12 protein-coding genes are annotated in these 21,228 nt (G+C 46.7%); 6 read left to right on the top strand and 6 right to left on the bottom strand.

All coding sequences use genetic code 11. The features are described from left to right. Positions 1–91: 91 nt before the first annotated feature. The gene (locus QUA70_RS20085; protein WP_333349422.1) at positions 92–1,561 is read left to right on the top strand and encodes a GTP-binding protein; all 1,470 of its coding nucleotides are present in this window, start codon (positions 92–94) and stop codon (positions 1,559–1,561) included. Between the two features lie 124 nt (positions 1,562–1,685). On the opposite strand, the gene QUA70_RS20080 is transcribed toward QUA70_RS20085, so the two are convergent. Together QUA70_RS20080 and QUA70_RS20075 are read right to left on the bottom strand one after the other, a co-directional pair. After that, positions 1,686–1,922, bottom strand: a complete 237-nt coding sequence (locus tag QUA70_RS20080) for a hypothetical protein (protein WP_333324409.1) — start codon at positions 1,920–1,922, stop codon at positions 1,686–1,688. 154 nt (positions 1,923–2,076) lie between these two features. Beyond that, a complete protein-coding gene (locus tag QUA70_RS20075; RefSeq protein WP_333349420.1) occupies positions 2,077–3,015 on the bottom strand; it encodes a serine protease in 939 nt (312 codons plus the stop codon). A gap of 323 nt (positions 3,016–3,338) precedes the next feature. Between QUA70_RS20075 and QUA70_RS20070 the strand changes: the two genes are divergently transcribed. Together QUA70_RS20070 and QUA70_RS20065 are read left to right on the top strand one after the other, a co-directional pair. Beyond that, on the top strand, positions 3,339–4,817 hold the full coding sequence (locus QUA70_RS20070) for a 3' terminal RNA ribose 2'-O-methyltransferase Hen1 (RefSeq protein WP_333349419.1): 1,479 nt from the start codon (positions 3,339–3,341) through the stop codon (positions 4,815–4,817). Between the two features lie 15 nt (positions 4,818–4,832). Further along, positions 4,833–7,475, top strand: coding sequence for a polynucleotide kinase-phosphatase (locus QUA70_RS20065; protein ID WP_333349417.1), 2,643 nt, complete (start codon positions 4,833–4,835; stop codon positions 7,473–7,475). A gap of 618 nt (positions 7,476–8,093) precedes the next feature. Here the strand turns inward: QUA70_RS20065 and QUA70_RS20060 are convergent. After that, on the bottom strand, positions 8,094–9,302 hold the full coding sequence (locus tag QUA70_RS20060; protein ID WP_333324402.1) for an argininosuccinate synthase: 1,209 nt from the start codon (positions 9,300–9,302) through the stop codon (positions 8,094–8,096). Between the two features lie 308 nt (positions 9,303–9,610). On the opposite strand from QUA70_RS20060, the gene QUA70_RS20055 reads away from it, so the two are divergent. The 3 genes from QUA70_RS20055 (at position 9,611) to argZ (ending at position 16,765) form a co-directional block, all read left to right on the top strand. After that, positions 9,611–10,549, top strand: a complete 939-nt coding sequence (locus QUA70_RS20055; RefSeq protein ID WP_333349415.1) for a glycosyltransferase — start codon at positions 9,611–9,613, stop codon at positions 10,547–10,549. 571 nt (positions 10,550–11,120) lie between these two features. Next, positions 11,121–14,273 carry a PAS domain-containing protein gene (locus QUA70_RS20050; protein ID WP_333410640.1) on the top strand — a complete coding sequence of 1,051 codons (3,153 nt, stop codon included), beginning with the start codon at positions 11,121–11,123 and terminating at the stop codon, positions 14,271–14,273. Between the two features lie 377 nt (positions 14,274–14,650). Further along, positions 14,651–16,765: a bifunctional arginine dihydrolase/ornithine cyclodeaminase gene (gene argZ, locus QUA70_RS20045; RefSeq protein WP_333324397.1), complete on the top strand. Its 2,115-nt coding sequence runs from the start codon at positions 14,651–14,653 to the stop codon at positions 16,763–16,765. A gap of 353 nt (positions 16,766–17,118) precedes the next feature. Here argZ and QUA70_RS20040 read toward each other — a convergent pair whose 3' ends face one another. The 3 genes from QUA70_RS20040 to QUA70_RS20030 all read right to left on the bottom strand — a co-directional run. Then, positions 17,119–18,264, bottom strand: coding sequence for a citrate synthase (locus tag QUA70_RS20040; RefSeq protein WP_333324395.1), 1,146 nt, complete (start codon positions 18,262–18,264; stop codon positions 17,119–17,121). Between the two features lie 233 nt (positions 18,265–18,497). Then, complete coding sequence (gene sixA / locus QUA70_RS20035; RefSeq protein ID WP_333324393.1) at positions 18,498–18,992, bottom strand: phosphohistidine phosphatase SixA; 495 nt, start codon at positions 18,990–18,992, stop codon at positions 18,498–18,500. A gap of 67 nt (positions 18,993–19,059) precedes the next feature. Next, positions 19,060–21,228, bottom strand: a 2,169-nt coding sequence (locus QUA70_RS20030) for a diguanylate cyclase domain-containing protein (protein WP_333349411.1), incomplete at its 5' end; no start/stop codon positions are given.

The raw sequence follows: 21,228 nt of genomic DNA, 5'->3' as shown, positions 1-21,228 counted from the left end.
GTGCGGGCTGTACGAAGCCGACAGAAACAGCTACAATGGCATTGTATCGGTTGCAAATTTAGATAAAACAAAGCTATAAAACAAGGTAACAATGACTGAAGCCTCGGATTTTTCCAATGTCGATCGAGAATTAGATGACACAATTTTAAGCTTCGCAGACATTCAGGCAGAACTCAACCTGCGCCACGCTAAAGATGCTCTGCGAGATATAGTAGAAAATCTCGACTTGACACTTCAAGAGCGAACTGGACTGGAACCGGAAATTGGCGGGTTGGAGAAAATGCTCGACAAGCTAGAGCGCGCTTGCGTGCAAATCGCTGTGTTTGGGATGGTGGGAAGGGGAAAATCTTCGGTTTTGAACGCGCTGCTAGGTCAAAATGTGTTTGAAACTGGCCCGACTCACGGGGTGACTCGCACGACGACCATCGGGCAGTGGGATGTCGGAGACGGTATTGATGAGAATTTGCCCGATGGCTTACGCCCCGCTACGCTACGACTTTCGCCAGTTATTTACCGTTTGTCGCAAGTTGAATTAATCGATACTCCGGGAATAGATGAAGTTGACGGCGAAACTCGCGAACTTTTAGCCCGCCGCGTTGCTAAACAAGCAGATTTGATTTTGTTTGTAGTTGCTGGCGACATTACAAAGGTCGAATACGCAGCACTTTCGCAGTTGCGGGAAGCCGGAAAACCGATGTTATTAGTGTTTAATAAAATTGACCAGTATCCTGATGCAGACAGGCTGGCAATTTATCATAAAATTCGAGATGACCGCGTGAGAGAATTGTTGTCTCCCGATGAAATTGTGATGGCGGCAGCTTCGCCTTTGACGGCGAGGGCGGTGCGCCGTCCTGACGGAAGTATGGGCGTGCAAATGACTCGCAGTTTGCCACAAGTGCAAGATTTAAAATTAAAGATTTTGGAGATTTTAGACCGAGAAGGCAAATCTTTGGTCGCGCTGAATACGATGCTCTGTGCGGGGGATATTAACGAGCAGTTAGTGCAGCGAAAAATGGAAATTCGAGATGACGCGGCTAATCGAATTATCTGGAACGGGGTAATGACTAAAGCGGTGGCGATCGCACTTAATCCAATTACTGTAGTTGATATTCTTAGTGGTGCAGTAATTGATGTGGTGATGATATTAACTTTATCTAAAGTTTACGGCATTGCGATGACGGAAGCCGGCGCGGTGGAATTGCTGCAAAAGATTGCGATTAGTATGGGGGGAATTACTGCGGGTGAATTGTTGGCTAATTTTGGTTTGAGTTCTTTGAAGGGATTGTTGGGTTTGGCGACGCCGGCGACGGGGGGTCTGGCTTTAGGGCCTTATTTGTCTGTGGCGGTGACGCAAGCTGCGATCGCGGGGGTTTCTTCCTACGGAATCGGTCAAGTTACTAAGGCTTATTTGGCTAATGGTGCTTCTTGGGGAGATGACGGGCCAAAGGCTGTGGTGAGCAAGATTTTGTCTTCTTTGGATGAGGATTCTATTTTAAATCGGATTAAGGAAGAGTTGCGGGCTAAGTTGGATTTGGGAAGTGTGGAAAAACAGAAATCTTAGCGAGAAGAAGGAAGAAGGAGCAATCTCAACCGAGAACAAGACTCGATCCGTGGTTTAACTTTCCTTGGTGGCCAAGAACTCTTGCTGCTACTGATTGCGATCGCACCTGCACCATACAACAAAGCTATTCCAAAACCTCGATCGCCTCAGCATTCATAGCCAGAGGATTTGAACTAGAGACTTGACCTCCGATCCTAACTGGTAAATCAGGGCGTAAGCTACCTGGATTGACCTCTTTTCCCTGCTGAGTAATTTGAGTGTCTGAACGAAGTACAACATGATAGAGAGCTGTCTGAGTCTGCACTGTCAACTGCAAAGGCCAGCTTTCCATAACCGTCATAATCTTGCCTTCAATTTCCATAGCTGTTTAAGTACATACTTTCGCCAACTTATGATATCAAATCGGCGCTTGATCGGAATTCTCACATCTAGTTAACTGTCAACTGTTAACAGTCAACAGTTAACTATCTTAAGAGCGATCGGGAATTTCTGGATATCTCTAATCAAGTTCCCCACTAGAACCCGAGATTTCGCCAAGCCAGCATATTGTCAAATACTGGTTTAATAATTCTAGTAGCTGAGTTAGGACAGCCACCATAAGCATGGATGCCAACCCCATGTCGTTCGCCATTCAAGAAACGCCATACTGGGCTACCACTTTGTCCACCATAGGTGTCAACCATGTAATAGATTTTACGATCGGTAACTTGAGTGATACTACCAGCATTGAACCACTGAGTGCCAAATGGCTTGTCACCTGGATAGCCAGAATTATTCACTGTGAGGTTTTTTAGTCCGCTGTCTGCTACATTCGCAAACCCAAAGTAGCCAACCCGATTACCTAGGTCATTATTCGGCAGAATAATCGCCCCATAGTCAAAGTTAGGATCCGCGCTGTCTGTCCAGCCTTTTACACTGCGGAAGGCAGTACCAACCTGCGATCCGAAAGGACGACTGGCACTATCCATGCCAGGAATGACTTCAATCTTCTGCGCCCATCCTCCAGCACCTTTGCTGTAAACGCAGTGTCCTGCCGTCATCACGGTTCGTGGGCCAATAAACCATCCTGTGCCAATAAACTGTCCCCCAGGGAATGTAATCAGGAGTTGGCATATCCATCGCCAAGGGAGATTAGTAGCAGGTGAAATCCGAACGCGATCGTCTTGACCGCAGACTGTTTCTGGTTCTAAAAATTCCAAAGTGGCAGCATCTTGCAATGCTTCGAGTTCTTTTGTAATTGGTACTTCTTCTGCTTCAGTGCCTTCTCGTAATGCTCGAGAAGGATCGAAACCAGCTACTGACTCAATCTCGCCTATACCAGCAGTTCCTGCGAACTCGGCGACAACTAGATCATCTGCCATTTCTTGTGACTGAGGCTCACTTGAAACCGCTTGGTGTCCTTCTGCTTCTGTGTTCTGTATACTTTCGGATGAGACGCTTTCATGGTTCGACATATTAATCTCCTTTTGGATAAGAAATTGGGGAGTTGCTAAATCAGGGGATGAATTGATGAGTGTAAGTTCTAAACTCTCGTTCACAACCAGATAAAATCATCCCGTAACTGATCTAATACTCCTCAAAATAAACTTAGGAAACAATACGAGGATCCGCGTATAGGATTATGAAGACTTTGCAACAAATTACCCTTAGTTGCCAAAGTTTGTAGCTTTCTTGGCAAAGTTGATAGTTATATAGCCGGAGTCAGGATTCAGAAGTATAATGCTTAACGATTAAGACTTTCAGTATAGCCTTCCTCAAATAAATGAGGTACAATATTATGTTATTAACCATTTCTACAACTCGCGTTCCTGCTACAGATTTAGGTTATTTGCTGCACAAACATCCCGATCGCCATCAATCCTTTCCGATGACTTTCGGGCAAGCCAGCGTGTTTTATCCAGAGGCAAATGCAGAAAGGTGCACGGCGGCTTTACTCTTGGATGTCGATCCGGTTGGTTTGGTGCGGGGCAAGTCGAAATCAGGCGATCGCCCTCTCGAACAATACGTGAACGATCGCCCCTACGTTGCCTCTTCTTTTCTCAGTGTCGCCCTCGCCAAAGTCTTTAGTACAGCTCTATCCGGTCGCTGCAAAGACCGCCCAGAACTCGCAGCAACAGCAATTCCTTTGACAGTTAATCTGCCGGTTTTGCCCTGTCGCGGTGGCGAGAAGTTCCTGCGGCAAATGTTTGAGCCGCTGGGCTATCAAGTCGCAGCAAAACCCCTGATTCTTGACGAGCAATTTCCCCAGTGGGGCGCGAGTCCTTACTTGTCTGTGGAACTGCAAAATACAGTTCGTTTGGCGGATTTGTTAAGCCATCTTTACGTGCTAATTCCCGTGTTGGATGACGACAAACATTATTGGGTGGGCGATGATGAAATTGAGAAGTTATTGCGTCACGGCGAAGGTTGGTTGAACGCGCATCCCGCCCGCGAACAAATTGCCAACCGCTATCTGAAACGCCAGCGCCGTCTGACGCGCATTGCTGTGGCACAGTTAACAGAAGAAGATAATATTGACCCGGAGGATCGGGAAGTTTCTCAGGCTTTAGAAGAGGAAGTTTTAGAACAGCGAATTAGCCTGAACGAACAGCGTTTGGAAGCTGTGACGGAGGTTTTAAAGCAAAGTGGTGCTAAGCGAGTGGTTGATTTGGGCTGCGGTGAGGGAAAACTGCTGAAACTGCTTTTGAAAGAAAGCTCGATCGAACAAATTACAGGCGTCGATGTGTCCTTTCGTGCATTAGAAATTGCCAGGGAACGTTTGCAAATCGATCGATTGTCTCCCGCGCAACAATCTCGCATTCAACTAATTCAAAGTTCGCTGATTTATCGGGACAGCCGCTTGACTGATTTTGATGCGGCGGCGGTAATTGAAGTGATCGAACATCTGGATTTAGAACGGTTAGCTGCTTTTGAGCGGGTTTTGTTTGAATTTATCCGACCCAAAAGTGCGATCGTCACAACTCCAAATATTGAATATAATGTTCGCTTTGAAAACTTGCCAGCGGGCCAATTTCGCCACCGGGATCACCGCTTTGAGTGGACAAGGGCCGAATTTCAAACTTGGGCGAAAGGGGTTGCCGAACGGTTTGGCTGTGGGGTAGAGTTTCGTTGTGTGGGAACCGAAGATTTAGAAGTAGGTTCGCCTACGCAAATGGCAATATTCACCATTCGTGCAGGCCTAAAACCGCGTGCAGGCTGGGAGGAAGCGTTTGCAAAAATGGCAGAGCAAAATGATGATGTCCTGCTTGATGAATAATAATATTATTAAACAATGAAAATTACCATTCCAGAACTATCCCTAGTCGTTCTAATTGGTGCATCCGGTTCCGGCAAATCTACCTTTGCCCACCAACATTTCCTACCTACAGAAATCATTTCCTCGGATTACTGCCGCGGTCTGGTTTCCGACGACGAAAACAATCAAGCGGCTACCGCTGATGCTTTTGAAGTATTGCATTTAATCGCTGCTAAACGTCTGGCCGCGGGTAAGCTAACTGTGATTGATGCCACCAACGTTCAGCCGGAAAGCCGCAAATCTTTGTTGGAATTAGCCCGAAAATACCATTGCTTTTTGGTTGCTATTGTGCTAGATTTACCCGAAAAATTGTGTGGCGATCGCAATCAACAACGTGCAAACCGCAATTTCGGAAATCATGTAATTCGCCACCACGTTCAGAATTTAAAGCGATCGCTCAAATCTCTAGATAGGGAAGGATTTCGGTACGTTTACGTCCTCCGTTCCCCAGAGGAAATCGACGCGGTGGAAGTCGAGAGACAACCTTTGTGGAACAATCGCAAAGGCGACTCCGGCCCTTTTGACATCATCGGCGACGTTCACGGATGCTGCGACGAATTGGAACAATTGCTGCAACAGTTGGGCTATCAAATTATCGAAAAATCCAGCGAATCGGATTTGGGGAATTTTCCCACCTACGCGCACCCGGAGAGCCGTAAAGCCGTGTTTTTGGGCGATTTGGTCGATCGGGGCCCGCGCATTCTCGACACCCTCAAACTCGTGCGAAATATGGTACTCGCAGAAACAGCTTTGTGCGTGCCTGGAAATCACGACATCAAACTGCTGCGAAAACTCAACGGCAAAAATGTCAAAATCAACCACGGACTCGAACAAACCTTAGCAGAAATTGCCGCTTTACCGGATGAATTGCGCGAATCAGCAGTACGAGAAATTAGGCAATTTTTAGATAGTTTGATTGGGCATTACGTCCTCGATGGGGGAAAATTAGTCGTCGCCCACGCCGGGATGAAAGCTGAATTTCAGGGACGCGCATCGGGCCGCATTCGAGATTTCGCCTTGTACGGAGAAACAACTGGCGAAATCGATGAATTCGGCTTGCCCGTCCGCTACAATTGGGCCGCCGAATATCGAGGTCAGGCAGCAGTTGTTTACGGACACACCCCCGTTCCAGAAACAGAATGGTTGAACAATACTGTTGATATTGACACGGGCTGCGTTTTCGGAGGCAAACTAACAGCTTTGCGGTATCCCGAAAGAGAATTTGTCAGTGTTCCTGCTGCTAGAATTTACTGCGAACCTGCCAAACCGATCCTCTTTCAAGACAGCCCAACTCCCCTTAACAATAGAGACATTAATTCACCCGCGATCGATAGCGGTTTCGCGGCAGTGAATCTCACCGCCCAACAGCAGTTTGATGATGTACTGGACATTAGCGACGTACTCGGAAAGCGCATCATTTCAACTCGCCTGCAAAGTAACATTACGATTAAAGAAGAAAATGCGATCGCAGCCCTAGAAGTAATGAGTCGGTTTGCCGCCAATCCCAAATGGCTGATTTATTTGCCGCCCACGATGTCTCCCGCTGCTACCTCCAAAGAACCTGGACTTTTAGAACATCCAGCCGAAGCATTTAGCTACTACCAACAGCAGGGCATATCGACAGTTGTGTGCGAAGAAAAGCACATGGGTTCCCGTGCAGTTGTAATTGTTTGCCGCGACGCATCGGCAGCTTTACGCCGCTTTGGCATTCTCAGCGAGAGTATGGGCATTTGCTACACCCGCACGGGACGGCATTTTTTCGATAATTCTACCTTAGAAACAGAATTTTTAGCGCGGGTAAATGTCGCTCTCACTGCCAGCAACTTTTGGGAGAAATTTCAAACCGATTGGGTGTGTTTGGACTGCGAATTAATGCCTTGGTCAGCCAAAGCTCAAGGTTTATTGAAAGAGCAATACGCCGCCGTGGGAACAGCATCTCGTCACGGGTTTGCGGAGGCGATTAAGAACTTAGAACAGGCAAACCAGCGGGGAGTTGAAATTAATTCTTTGCTAACCAGCTATCAAGAGCGAGCCGAACTAGCCGATCGCTATGTTCATGCCTACCAGCGCTACTGCTGGCCAGTGAAATCGCTCTCAGACCTCAAATTAGCACCTTTCCACATCTTGGCAACCGAGGGAACTGTTCACACTGACAAAAATCACTGTTGGCACATGGAACAAATTTCACAAATTTGTAAAGCTGACCCAGAATTCCTGTTAGCTACTGAATACAAAATAGTTGAAATTGCAGATTTTGACAGCCAATTGGCGGGGATTCAATGGTGGGAAAAAATGACGGCGGCGGGAGGCGAAGGAATGGTTGTTAAACCAATGGATTTTATTGTGAAAAATAGCAAAGGACTCGTACAGCCTGCGGTGAAATGTCGCGGTAAAGAGTATTTGCGAATTATTTATGGTCTGGAATATTCTTTGCCGGAACATTTAGAAAAATTGCGATCGCGCGGACTTTCCGGCAAGCGTTCTTTGGCGTTGCGAGAGTTTGCTCTCGGTGTAGAAGCATTGGAGAGATTTGTTGCGGGTGCTCCTTTGAGACAAGTTCACGAGTGCGTTTTCGGAGTTTTAGCGATGGAGAGCGAACCTGTCGATCCGAGGCTGTAATTTGAAGGTAGAAAGCAGGCGATCGCTCATTCATTTCCTCCTACTAATCGCTGTACTTCCAATGTCGATAAATTCATCATTTGTGCCACTTATTCTAAATTCATACCCGAATTTAACAGTTGAGAAACAAGCTCGCGCAAGGCTGATTCGGCCGCCAGCCGTGCTAGTTCGGATTGCTGGTAAGTCTTGAGAAACTCTAGTATTTGAGGATTCCTAAACCTCAACCCCCAACTCCAACTGACAACAGCCGCAGGGAGACAAAACCAAGAAGCTGACTTTCCGATCTTCCACCAAAAAAAGATCGGGATACTGAAAATAGACAGTGAATCCTGCTATCAAAACGCAACAGAAGATGAAATGCGCGATCGGCTTTTGATAGATTCTGGCATCTGTCTTGTCAAACATTACGACGCTACCCGATGCAGCGAACAACCGAATCTACTGGTGCAAGATTTTTTGGAAATATTCAGTCAGGCATAGGTAGAAAAGAGCGATGCGCGCCCACTTTTAATCCACGAAACAGGTGGGCAAAGCCCACCCTGCTCTTAGTTAACATCGAATTTTTCATCCGAATTCGATTCGGCGGGTTAATATCAAGTTTTTAACCCTAATTCGCTCCTATTTATAACCTCTATTTTTCTCCGACCAAATGCGGGTTGGTAGCCCCCAAACATAGACAAATCCTTCGGCAGCTTTGTGATCGAATTCGTCCTCTGCGCCGTAGGTTGCCAAGTCGAAACTGTACAGAGAATTGTCAGATTTGCGGCCAACAATTGTCGCATTGCCTTTGAATAGTTTGAGCCGCACGGTTCCAGTTACTCGCTTTTGTGTGTCCTGAATAAATGCGTCTAAAGCAGTTTTCAAAGGATTGTACCAAAGGCCGTTGTAAATCATTTGGCTGTAGGTTTCTTCGATGCCGCGCTTGTACCGCGTCACATCTGCTGTCAACGTCAAACTTTCTAAGTCTCGGTGCGCGTGCATCAAAACTAAAATCGCTGGTGTTTCGTAAATTTCCCGCGATTTAATCCCGACTAAGCGGTTTTCAATCATGTCAATTCGGCCGACTCCGTGGTTTCCAACTATTTCGTTGAGTTGGGAAATTAAGGCGACTGGTGATAAATCTTTGCCGTTCAAACTGACAGGATTTCCGCACTCGAAACCGATTTCTATGTATTCGGGTGTGTCGGGAGTTTGTTCGATCGCCTTTGTCATCAAATACACCTCTTCCGGCGGTTCCGCCCACGGATCTTCGAGGATTCCGGCTTCGATTGCCATTCCCAATAAGTTGCGATCGATACTGTAAGGAGAAGACTTTTTCACCGGGGACGGAATGCCGCATCTCTCGCCGTATGCGATCGTTTCCTCGCGGCTCATTTTCCACTCCCGCGCGGGTGCTAAAATCTTAATCTTGGGGTTGAGCGCGCCGATCGACACATCGAACCGCACCTGATCGTTTCCTTTACCTGTGCAACCATGGGCGATCGCATCTGCACCGTATTTTTCCGCAGCTTCTACTAACAATTTAGCAATCAGCGGGCGAGCCAGGGCAGTCGAAAGGGGATAACGGTTTTCGTAAAGTGCGTTAGCTTGAATCGCTGGAAACGCATAGTCTTTGACAAATTCTTCGGTAGCATCAATAACTAAAGATTCCGAAGCACCGGATGCTAAAGCTTTTTTGCGGATCGGTTCTAATTCGTCTCCCTGTCCCAAATCCGCAGCCAGAGTAATTACCTCTTCCACACCCCACTCGTTTTTGAGGTAAGGAATGCAGACGGAGGTATCGACTCCGCCGGAATATGCTAGCACAACTTTTTTAGCGCGACTCATTGCTATTTACATCCTGAATTTAACTGACATCTTGCACCCTTGTCACTAAGCTTTTCAGGGCGGGCAAGATGCCCACACCACAAAAAAATATCATTTTTGTGGAACAGGCATCTTGCCTGTTCTTGAGAATGGTGCCTAATGTGAGGTTTAACCGACTTTTCATTATGCACCTAATTGAGATCGATTCTTGTCAGAAATAGTACAGATGTATATATTCTTTTTTTGCTAAACTTGGCTATTTACCGGGGGAGTTGCTGCGAAAAATCTGCTACCGTGGGATACGGTAACTGTGGCGATGGGGAAAAACCGTGTTTTTTAGTGTTGTGATTCCGACGTATAATCGTAAACCGATTTTGGCAAAATGTCTACAGGCTTTGGAAAATCAGCAGTTCAGTGAGATTGTCAGAGAGTATGAAGTAATAGTCGTGGACGACGGCTCGACGGACGGGACGCTGGAGTGGTTGGCTGCAGATGCCGACTTATTGCCTCATGTGCGATCGATCGCCCAATGTCACCAAGGCCCCGCCGCTGCCCGGAATTTGGGCGTTGAAGATTCTAAGGGCGATACGATTATTTTTATTGACAGCGATTTGGTCGTAACAGAGCATTTTTTGCAAGCACACGCAGATGCTTTGCTACAGGGTTACAAAGATACTGATGCGGTTTTTACTTACGGCAGCGTGATTAATACTTGCAATTTCGAGAATCCTACTTCGGAACCTTACAAAATAACGGATTTTTCTGCTGCTTATTTTGCTACGGGAAATGTGGCGATCGCGCGCCACTGGCTGCTGGCTGCTGGACTCTTTGACACTCGCTTTCAACTGTATGGATGGGAAGATTTAGAGTTGGGAGTTAGGTTGAAAAATTTAGGTTTAAAACTCATTAAATGTCCGGCTGCTGTCGGCTATCACTGGCATCCACCTTTTAGTTTAGAGCAAATTCCGGGCATGATTGACCGAGAAATTCAGCGCGGGAGAATGGGAGTTTTGTTTTATCAAAAGCACCCTAATTGGGAAGTGCGGATGATGATTCAAATGACTTTTTTGCACCAAATCCTGTGGGGAGTTTTATCATTGGGTGGGATGCTGAACGAGCGAACGATGACTCCTTTTTTGCAGTGGTTGATTGACCAAGGCAAGCCGCAGTTAGCTTTAGAAATTGCTCGGATTTTTCTGAATTGGTATAACGTGAAAGCCGTGTACGCCGCTTGTGGGGAATTGCAGGCCGAGACAAAGATACCATAAATCAGCCGGACGGTGCAAATAAAATATAAGATATTTTAGGAGTGTTTCAGGGCCCATTGGTGTCAACTTAAGCTCAAATGTAGTAACGGTATACTGGTTGACACTTATGCCTAAATCCTCCTAGCTTTGCTTAAGGAAGGGGATTTACGGGACTCAAGACTTGGATACAAACCAGATAAACAAAGGATTTTAGTCTTAAGTTGACACCACTGGTCAGGCGGTGTTTTAGTTGTCATTTCGACTAAGGATATTTGCTTAGAAAACACAATAGCGAGCCACCAGGTAAAGGCAGGCGAAACCCGGTTCTAGACATTGTAAAAATTTTACCTTTAATGAAAGTTGCTTGCTTAGCCTGTGATTTGAGGAATCTCGGCTGTTTTCTTGAGCGACTGCGATAATTAGAACTCCACACATTTTCAAACTATCCTTATTTTTGATATAATTAGAGATAATTTAGGAGTGTGCTATCTACCCAATAGTTGTGCTGGTTTACCGGAGAGTGTTAGCTACAAACGGTTAATGACTTAAAAATATTCCCACATATACAAATTGAATAGTTTGAGGGTCTGCTGTGAATACAACTGACAATAAAAATCCAAGACTAGAAACACTTAGACTTCAAAACACTGTCTTACAAGAAAATATTTTAATGCTGGACGACCATCCAGAAAGCTTGCGGCTTTTATCCCAGCTTTTGTCTAAGCGGGGATATAAAGTGCGGCCGACCCGAAATGGCAAATTAGCTCTCAACTTTGCTCTATCGAGTCCACCGGATTTGATTTTGCTGGACATCATGATGCCCGGTATGGATGGCTATCAAGTCTGCGAACAGCTAAAAGCCTGTCCGCAAACCAAAGATATTCCTGTGATTTTTATCAGCTCTTTAAATGAAGTTTTTGATAAAGTCAAAGCTTTCTCGTTGGGGGCGGTAGACTACATTACTAAACCGTTTGAAATAGAAGAAGTCGTGGCTCGCGTCGAAAATCAACTGCTACTCAGTCGGCTTTCTAAGGAACTTTTAGCCAAAAATGCGCTGCTAGAAGCTGAAATAGAAGAACGCAAGCGGATCGAAGCACAACTACGAGAAAGCCAGCACTGGCTGTCGGCAGTAATTAAAACGAATCCTAATCTATTGTACGTTTACGATTTGATAGAAGAGAGAAGTCTCTACGTCAACCGCGAAATTTATAGCGATATTGGCTACACGTTTGAAGAAATACAGGAGATGGCAGCCACATTTATTCCTAAGTTAATACACCCTGACGATATCCCTGCATTCTCCGAACAAAGAAAAAAATTTGAGACAGCAAAAGATGGCGAAAGCTTTGATTTTGAATACCGAATACAGCACAAGAATGGTGAATATCGGTGGTTTTGCAGCCGGGAGAGCGTGTTTGCCAGAACAGCGCAGGGCAAACCGTGGAAAATTTTGGGAACTGCTGCTGAAATTAGCGATCGCAAACAAGCAGAACTCGAACTTAAAACAGCTTTAGCTGCTTTGGAACGGCAAATCAAGCAAAGATTTCTGCTAGAAACAATTACTCTCGAAATCCGCTACAGCTTAAATCCAGATCAAGTTTTTCAAACAGCGACGGCCCAAATAGGTCGAATTTTTAATGCCGATTGCTGCTTGATTCACACCTACACAGAAAACCCTGTTCCCCGAATTTTTAATGTCGCTGAGTACAGAAAAGCCGCATCAACATCGCTTTTAGATTTAGAAATATCCGTAAAGGGCAATCCTCACGTTCAGTTTTTATTGTCCCAAGATCAAGCTGTAGTTTCTGACGATGTTTTGGCCGAACCCCTGCTAGAAAACGTCAGAGATTTGTACTGTCAAATAGGTTTGAAGTCGATGATCTCCATACGCACCTCCTATCAGGGAAAAGCCAACGGAATGATATGCCTGCACCAGTACGATCGCCCCCGCCACTGGACGCAAGATGAGATCGGATTATTGAAAACTGTGGCTGCACAAATAGGAATTGCGATCGCTCAAGCCAATCTTCTCGAACAAGATAAACAACAGCGACTTAAACTTCAGCACAGCGAAGCTAGTCTAGCAGCAGCCCAAAAAATTGCCCATATCGGCAGTTGGGAATTTGATGTCGTCACAAATAAAAGTATTTGGTCAGAAGAAGTATTCCGCATTTTTGGTCTTGACTCAAGTGCACCTGAACCGACATCTGCCCAACTTTTAAAGATGTGTCATCGCGACGACAGAGACTTGTTTCAAGAAACTGTCACCCTCGCTATCTCACAAGGAATTTCCTACAAAAAAGAGTTCCGATTTTTGCATCCCAGCGGTCAAATCCTATACGTGGAAGGAAGGGGAGAAGCTGTTTTTAACGAAACCGGGGAAGTAATCAAACTGTTGGGAACAGTCATGGATATTAGCGATCGCAAACAAGCCGAAGCAGCTTTGCTTCTTAGCGAAGAACGTTTTTATCTGGCATTTGAAGGCAGTGCGATGGGATTGTGGGATTGGAATCTTGCCACGGGAGAAGTCTATTTTAATCCGCGGTGGAAAACGATGCTGGGATATGAAGTAGAGGAAATAGCAAATAGTTTTCCATCCTGGGAGCAACTGGTACATCCAGAGGATTTATCTCCGGCTACAGCAGCGCTAAAGGCTCACCTGGAAGGCAAAAATCCTACTTACGAAGTGGAATTTAGGATGCTGACCAAAGCCGGCGAGTGGAAGTGGATTTTAACTCAAGCGAAGGTGATGGAACGCGACGCTTCGGGAAATCCTTTGCGGATGACGGGCACGCATATTGATATTAGCGATCGCAAACAAGCAGAAGTAGATTTGCAATTTAGCGAACAGCGAGAACGAGAAAAATCGAAACAGTTAGAAAAAACTGTGGCTGACTTAAAAAAGGCTCAATCTCAGCTCATTCAAGCCGAAAAAATGTCAAGTATCGGGCAAATGGTAGCGGGAGTAGCCCACGAAATTAATAACCCCGTCAACTTTATCTACGGCAATATTATTCCCGCAGCACAGTACGCTCGTGATTTGGTAAAATTGCTTGGTCTTTATCAGCAACACTATTCCGAACCAGTTCCCGAAATTGCCCAAGAACTGGCCGAAGTCGAGGTAGATTTTATCGCTGAAGATTTCCCAAAAATCATGGCTTCAATGGAAGAAGGTGCTAACCGAATTAAGCAGATCGTGCTGTCTTTGCGAAACTTTTCGAGACTCGACGAAAAAGAGTGCAAAGTAATAGACATTCATGAAGGGATAGAGAGCACTTTGGTTATCTTGCAGCACAGATTTCAGTCACAGCCAAAGCGTCGGGAAATTGAACTTATTAAAACTTACGGCACACTGCCAAAAGTCGAGTGTTATCCGGCTCAATTAAACCAGGTATTTATGAATTTGTTGTTGAATGCGATCGACGCTGTGGAAGAGTCATCAGCAAACTGTACTTGCAAAGTTAACCAGATTCGCATTGTTACTGAAGTCAGCCGAGAAAATCAAGTGTGTGTGCGGATTTCTGACACCGGGCCCGGTATCCGTCCCGAAGTTCAGTCAAGAATATTTGACCCGTTTTTTACTACCAAACCGATCGGCAGTGGCACGGGTTTGGGATTGTCGATTAGTTACCAAATTGTTAAAGACACCCACGGTGGTAAGTTGGAGTGTTATTCCGAAGTTGGCCGGGGAACAGAATTTGCGATCGAACTGCCGATTTCGCAAGAGTTAAAAGTTAAAAGTTAGGATAAGCTGTGAAATCATGGGCGGTAAATTAACGATAATTCTTGTGGGGACCGGTTCACCAACAATCTTTAATATAGACCAGAGAAGAGCGTAAACCCGCCCCGACCGGAAGATGGGGGGCAATTCAACGGATATCATATTAATCGTCTATCAGAACCTATTTTAGAGTGCGTCATAACCTGACATTTTCTCCCGTATTTCCTGCGAACGGTCTGTCATTTAGTGTAATCTCATCTTAAACATGATATAATCAAGAGTTAGCCTTTTGAGGCTCCAGAGGTTGGGCTGCTAAAATTAGTAGTGAATATTACAGTTGCTATTATACAAACTCTGTCAACATACGTCTGCTGTAGCGTCTACCACATTTTAACTGAATTATGACTGACTCAATTCGCTTCCTCATGTGTGCTCCTGACCACTACGATGTGGATTACGTGATTAATCCGTGGATGGAGGGAAATGTCCACAAATCATCGCGCGATCGCGCCGTCGAACAGTGGGAAAAACTTTACCACGTCCTCAAAGACAACGCCGTTGTAGACCTCGTACCGCCCGAAAAAGGCTGGCCGGATATGGTTTTCACCGCCAACGCAGGCTTACTTTTAGGCAATACCTTCGTCCTCAGCCGTTTCTATCACAAAGAACGCCAAGGCGAAGAACCCTATTTCAAAGCATGGTTTGAAAGCAAAGGTTTCACCGTGCACGAACTTCCGAAAGACTTGCCGTTTGAGGGCGCTGGCGATGCTTTGCTCGATCGGGAAGGACGCTGGTTGTGGGCCGGATACGGCTTCCGTTCCGAACTCGACTCGCACCCGTTACTAGCAAAATGGCTCAACATAGAAGTGCTTTCGCTGCGTTTAGTAGACGAACGTTTCTATCACCTAGACACCTGTTTTTGTCCCTTGACAGGCGGCTATTTGCTCTACTATCCAGCAGCATTTGACTCCTACTCCAACCGCTTAATTGAAATGCGAGTGGCGCCGGAAAAACGCATTGCCATTGAAGAAGCCGATGCCGCAAATTTTGCCTGCAATGCCGTCAATATTGACAAAGTTGTGGTAATGAACAAGGTTAGCGAAGCCTTGAAAACGCGCATTACTAAGGCAGGTTTTCAAGTAATTGAAACGCCGATGAGCGAATTTCTGAAAGCGGGGGGCGCCTGTAAGTGTTTGACGCTGCGGGTAACGGAACCGGTGCAAGAAGATCGATCGGCAAATGTCATGGTAGAAAGCCGCACAATTCGCATGGACGGCCACCTGCTCGATGCTGGTTTAATCAGCCGCGCTTTAGACTTAATTATCGAAAACGGCGGCAGTTTCCAAGTGCTCAATTTCAATTTAGGAGAGCAGCGGCAAAGCACATCATCTGCCGACGTTAAAGTTTCGGCTCCTTCCCACGATGTGATGGAAGAAATGATGGGAATGTTGATTGACTTGGGTGCAGTTCCCCCGCCACAAGAAATTTGCGACGCTATTTTAGAACCCGTAGTGCAAGAGGGTGTCGGCCCGGACGACTTTTATGTGAGTACAATTTATCCCACGGAAGTGCGGGTAAATGGTCAGTGGGTGAAAGCGCAAAATCAGCGGATGGACGGTGCCGTTGCTATTACTGAAACTGCTGATGGCCCAGTGGCTAAATGCAAATTATTGCGCGATTTAAAAGTAGGAGAAAAAGTCGTTGTTGATGTGGTCGGCATCCGCACTATCCGCAAAACGGAATCGCGGGAACAGCGCAATTCTCAAGAATTCAGCTTTATGTCTGGCAGCGTTTCTAGCGAGCGCCGTGTAGAATTGGTGGTGGAACAAGTAGCGTGGGAATTGCGCCAAATTCGCGATCGCGGTGGCAAAGTTGTAGTTACGGCGGGGCCTGTTGTTATCCACACCGGCGGTGGCGAACATTTAGCGCACTTAATTCGTGAAGGTTACGTACAAGCGCTTTTAGGTGGAAATGCGATCGCGGTTCACGACATGGAACAATCGAATATGGGAACCTCTTTAGGGGTTGACATGAAACGCGGTGTTGCTGTGCGTGGCGGACACCGGCACCACTTGAAAATAATTAACACTGTGCGGCGTTACGGGAGTATTGCAAAAGCTGTTGAAGCCGGGCTGGTTACTAACGGTGTCATGTACGAGTGCGTGAAGCATAATATCCCGTTTTCCCTAGCAGGTTCGATCCGCGATGATGGGCCACTTCCCGACACGCAAATGGATTTAGTTAAGGCTCAAGAAGAATATACTGAGCTGTTACGCGGTGCGGATATGGTGTTAATGCTGTCGTCTATGCTGCACTCAATTGGTGTGGGAAATATGACGCCGGCGGGTGTGAAGATGGTGTGTGTGGACATTAATCCGGCGGTGGTGACGAAATTGAGCGATCGGGGTTCGATCGAATCTACTGGAGTTGTTACCGATGTGGGATTGTTCCTAAGTTTGTTGGTGAATCAATTGGATAAATTGACTAGCCGCCATCATGTAACTCAATCTGTTTAGATTTAGCTAGTCTACTCGTTACCAGGCTCTTCCTGGTAACGCCGATGCGGAGGCTCTGCCTCCAATTTTACCTACTTGGTGAATTCGCCCCTAAATCGGCTGCAACTTTGATATTCCAATAAAAAGCCTCAGACCCGCAAGCCTGAGGACCGGAGTTCCTGAAAATCGTCACTTCTTACTATTGTCGCCAACAAACAGCACAACCTACAAGAGGGGTGCAACCCAGCACGGCAGCTTTTGGTAGACAGAGATTGCTTCCTGACTCCCAACGCGAAAGCAATTTTTAATTCAACACTTCACGAAAGCAAAACAATTCCTCTCGCCATTGTCATATCTGGGTTGATCATTGTGCTTTAGGATGGGAGCCTGTCCTCGATCGCAATATAAGGAGCACCGTGAGTCCCCGTATATATTTGAGTCGGGCGGTAAATGCGGTTTGCCTCTAGTTGTTCCTTCCAGTGGGCCAGCCAGCCGGAAACGCGGGCGATCGCAAAAACCGGCGTAAACAAGTCGAGCGGAATTCCCATTTTTCGGTAAACCAGACCAGAATAGAAATCTACATTTGCATAAATTCCTTTGTGACCCAATTTCTCCTCAACCACTTCTTCCAACTTGACAGCAATGTCGTAATAATCGTCGTGGCCGAAGTTCTCAAACAACTGTTCCGCTAACCTCTGAAGAATAGTTGCTCTCGGATCTTTCACCTTGTAAACTCGGTGACCGAAGCCCATGATTTTGTCCTTATTTGCAACGCTCTTCTCGACAAAAGCCCGCACATTTTCTACCGAACCAATTTGCTCCAACATATCAATCACTTCTTCATTAGCTCCCCCGTGCAGTGGCCCCGCCAAAGTGCCAACTGCTGAAGCAATCACTCCGTAAGGGTCTGTCAGCGTCGAAGCTGTTACCATTGCCGAAAATGTAGAGGCATTAATTGTATGTTCGGCGTGGAGAGTCAGACAAGTGTCAAAAATGCTAGCTAACAGCGGATCGGGTTCTTGCTCGTTGAGCATATAAAGAAAGTTAGCCGAGTAGTCCAAGTCATCCCTCGGCCGCACCGGGTCATTTCCCCGTCGCATTTGCTGGAACGCTGCTACCATTGTGGGAATCTTAGCTAGCAGCCGCACGACAGCTTCTCTAATGTATGCTGGGTTAGCCAAAGCTCTGCGGGAGTAGAACAAGCCCAAGGCTGCCGCTGAAGCTTGCAGGGCGTCCATTGGATGTCCTCTTTCAGGAAAGCATTTCATCATGTCCCGGATGCGATATTTGATCCGGCGGTGATAGCGAATTTCATGCTCGAAAGCTTCTAGTTCTTCCTTTGTCGGAAGTACCCCCCAGATTAATAAATATGAAGTTTCGAGAAAGGAACTTTTCAGTGCCAGTTCCTCGATGCTAATCCCGCGATATTCCAGCAACCCTTTTTGTCCATCGACGTAGCTAATGCTGGACAAGGTGGCGGGAACACCTTCTAAACCTGGTTTGAATTCGCCGACGACCATTGCGATACCGTTTTGTGTGAGTTCAATCTACTAAAAGTACATTACCAGAAACGAAGATAGTGTCACAGTCTTGACAAATAATCCTTTAATGGCGGTTCAAACACCGAGTTTTTCAACATAGAGCCCGATCGCACCGCTGCGTATTGTCGCCCCTTTTTCCCGGTTTCGCCTTACCAGAATGCCGTTTTAAGAGGGCTGGCGCGTCCTGTTAATGTCGGGCCTGTTCGCGGTTTCTAGGGGAGTAAAAACTTGGGTGGAGTCAGCCAGAACATTTGGCTGCGGCCTACCGGGGAGCCTATTTCGGGAAGGATTAAGCCGATGATGCCTGCTTTTTTGAGGATGAGGGCATCTTGCGATCGACCCCAAAGCAAAGTTTCTGCCCAGTTGCCCAAGTCTGGTTGATGGCCCACCAGGGCCAAGTTGCGACTACCTGTTTCCTGCCACTCCTTGTACCACTTCAGCCAGTTCCCAATGTCTCCTGAAGGTGCGAGGGCGGGGGATTCTTCTATTTGGGAACTCAAACCTACTGTTTGCAGGATTTGGGCGGTTTGCTGCGCCCGCAGTAGGGGACTGGTGAGAATCAGGTCAAACTGAATTTCGAGTTCGTACAGCCGCTGGGCAATTTTCCGGGTTTTACGATCGCCCTCTTTAGTCAGCGGTCGTTCTGAGTCTGTATCATATTCTTCGGGTGCGGCTGCGATACCGTGACGGATCAGGTAAATAACCATATATCAATACTTCCAGGAATTTTATCCCGTTTTTCTAGGAGCGGTCTACGAGCTACCTAGCTTTTGCCTATTCTACAACTGGATTGACCTCAGGCGCCGTCATGCGGTTGGCGCTTATGTAGCGATCGCGCCCTTGTCGTTTCGCATCATATAATGCTCGATCGGCGAGGGCAACGAGTTCATCCGGTGATGTTTCCGCAGTGGGAATAACAGTCGCAATTCCCATGCTAACGGTAACGATCACGCTCACATCAGATTGCTCGTGAGGAATTGCCAAATCTCGAATTGCCTGACGCATCGACTCAGCAACCGCGATCGCCCCTGCAGCATCCGTAGTCGGCAGGATAGCAGCAAATTCTTCGCCCCCGTAACGTGCAAACAGATCCGATGAACGTTTAACCGCTTGTGCAGCCGATGAAGCCACTTGCACCAAACAAGTATCCCCAGCTTGATGTCCGTAGCAATCGTTATATCGCTTGAAATAATCTACATCCAACATAATCAACGAAAGCTGTTGTTTCCCCTGCATTAGCCGGTGCCATTCCGACTGCAATCGCTCATCAAAACAGCGGCGGTTTGCTACTTGTGTTAACCCATCTGTCGTAGCAATTAATCTTTCTTGTTCCGCCCGGTGTCTGAGCATCTCCTCGGCCCGCTTGCGTTCTGTAATATCAGCAAAAGTCGTCACTACTGCATAGGGTTGAGACTGATTCATTTGGAACAGCGGTTGCGAATTAATCGAAATCCAAGTCAGCGTTTTATCCGATTTGTGAATGCCCATCACCACATTTGATACGGGTTTTCCCGTCCGTAGGGTGATCATTGCCGGATGCTGTTCGCTGGGGAAGGGAGAGCCATCTTCTTGAACGATTCGCCACTCTAAATCTCTGGATGTACGCCCCATCATTTGTTCGGGTGTCAACCCTATAATCCTTTCGGCACTAGCATTACAGGTAGTAATTTGTCCGTTTGCTAGCTGAAGTATGACGCCTTCAGTCATGCTTGTAATCACAGAACGATACCGTTCCTCACTTTCCTGCAATTGACTCAGGAGAATGTTTTTAGCATCAAACTCTGAAGCCAGATGCAGGCTACCCGCCAAAAACCCGGCCATCAGTTGTAAGGTATGAATATCTGACTCTGTAAAGGCACAGGGTCTAGCTGAAACAACTTTTAAGACGCCAACCCGATCCTCCTGATAGAACAAGGGAACAACCACCAGTGACCGGATACCAATGCGCTGACAGACAGACTGCTCCACCCGTGCATCGGTTTGTGAATCATCGCAAAGCATAATTTGGCCGGTCGCAATACATTTTCCCGATAAACTTGTCCCTACTTTGATCCGTAATCCAACATAGGCGCTGGCGATACCGCTGGCTGCCCGATACACCAATTCATCCCCTTCCAGGATTTCAATCACTGCCCCATCGGCGCCGATCAATTTTTGAGTTCGATCGGTAATCACCGCCATCACTGCATCTAGGTTAGGATTGCGGATGGCGATTTCCTGTTGGGTGGCAATCACCACAGCCAGACGCTCGAACTCTTGTTGCAATGCTGCTTCTGCTTGCTTGCGATCGGTGATATCCTTCATAAAGCAGTGATTCCCGATCGATCGCTCCTGCGAGTCGTAAGCTGCCAACATCACCAATTGCTTGTAAAAAATCGAGCCATCTTTTCGGATACCACGGGCCTCAACCTCGACTCGGCCCTCGGCTAGCATTTTTTGATAAGCCGTCATCATCCTGTGGCAGTCGTCGGGATGAACTGTTTTCTGCCAATTCATACCAACCATTTCTTCAGGCTGATAACCCGCTATATTGGCGTAGGCTTGATTAACGGTGATGTAGCGTCCGAAAACATCCAGCCGCGAGATGCCTTCGACGGCATTAGCAAGAGCTGTACTCATTTCTCTGAGTTCTGTTTCCGCCTTGACAAGATCCGTAATGTCTTGGGATGTACCAAACAACCGAAGGACTTGTCCCTCTGCATTAAGTTCGGCTTGTCCTCGCGCTTCGGTATAGCGGATAGAACCATTCGGGCGCAGGATTTTGAGCCGCAATAGATAAGGCTGCCCGTGAGTGAGTGCTCGTTGAACTAGCAGGTGTAGCTGTTTGGCACTTTCGGGATGGTAAATCCGCAGGTTTTCTTCATAGGTAGGGCTTGCTGAAAAAGTGAGAAAACAGCATTTAGAAAGATGAGTGAATTCGAGTTCTCCTCGGCAATATAAGTT

This window comes from Microcoleus sp. LAD1_D5 (genome assembly GCF_036702115.1).
In the GTDB taxonomy this organism is placed as follows: Bacteria; Cyanobacteriota; Cyanobacteriia; order Cyanobacteriales; family Microcoleaceae; genus Microcoleus.
Note: the sequence above shows the minus strand (reverse complement) of the source record. Positions and strands in the feature narration are given on the sequence as shown.

Bases quoted from the DNA above. Each gene is read 5' to 3' on its own strand.
- QUA70_RS20085 (WP_333349422.1), top strand. From the start codon at position 92: ATGACTGAAGCCTCGGATTTTTCCAATGTCGATCGAGAATTAGATGAC.
- QUA70_RS20080 (WP_333324409.1), bottom strand. From the start codon at position 1,922: ATGGAAATTGAAGGCAAGATTATGACGGTTATGGAAAGCTGGCCTTTG.
- QUA70_RS20075 (WP_333349420.1), bottom strand. From the start codon at position 3,015: ATGTCGAACCATGAAAGCGTCTCATCCGAAAGTATACAGAACACAGAA.
- QUA70_RS20070 (WP_333349419.1), top strand. From the start codon at position 3,339: ATGTTATTAACCATTTCTACAACTCGCGTTCCTGCTACAGATTTAGGT.
- QUA70_RS20065 (WP_333349417.1), top strand. From the start codon at position 4,833: ATGAAAATTACCATTCCAGAACTATCCCTAGTCGTTCTAATTGGTGCA.
- QUA70_RS20060 (WP_333324402.1), bottom strand. From the start codon at position 9,302: ATGAGTCGCGCTAAAAAAGTTGTGCTAGCATATTCCGGCGGAGTCGAT.
- argZ (WP_333324397.1), top strand. From the start codon at position 14,651: ATGACTGACTCAATTCGCTTCCTCATGTGTGCTCCTGACCACTACGAT.
- QUA70_RS20040 (WP_333324395.1), bottom strand. From the start codon at position 18,264: ATGGTCGTCGGCGAATTCAAACCAGGTTTAGAAGGTGTTCCCGCCACC.
- sixA (WP_333324393.1), bottom strand. From the start codon at position 18,992: ATGGTTATTTACCTGATCCGTCACGGTATCGCAGCCGCACCCGAAGAA.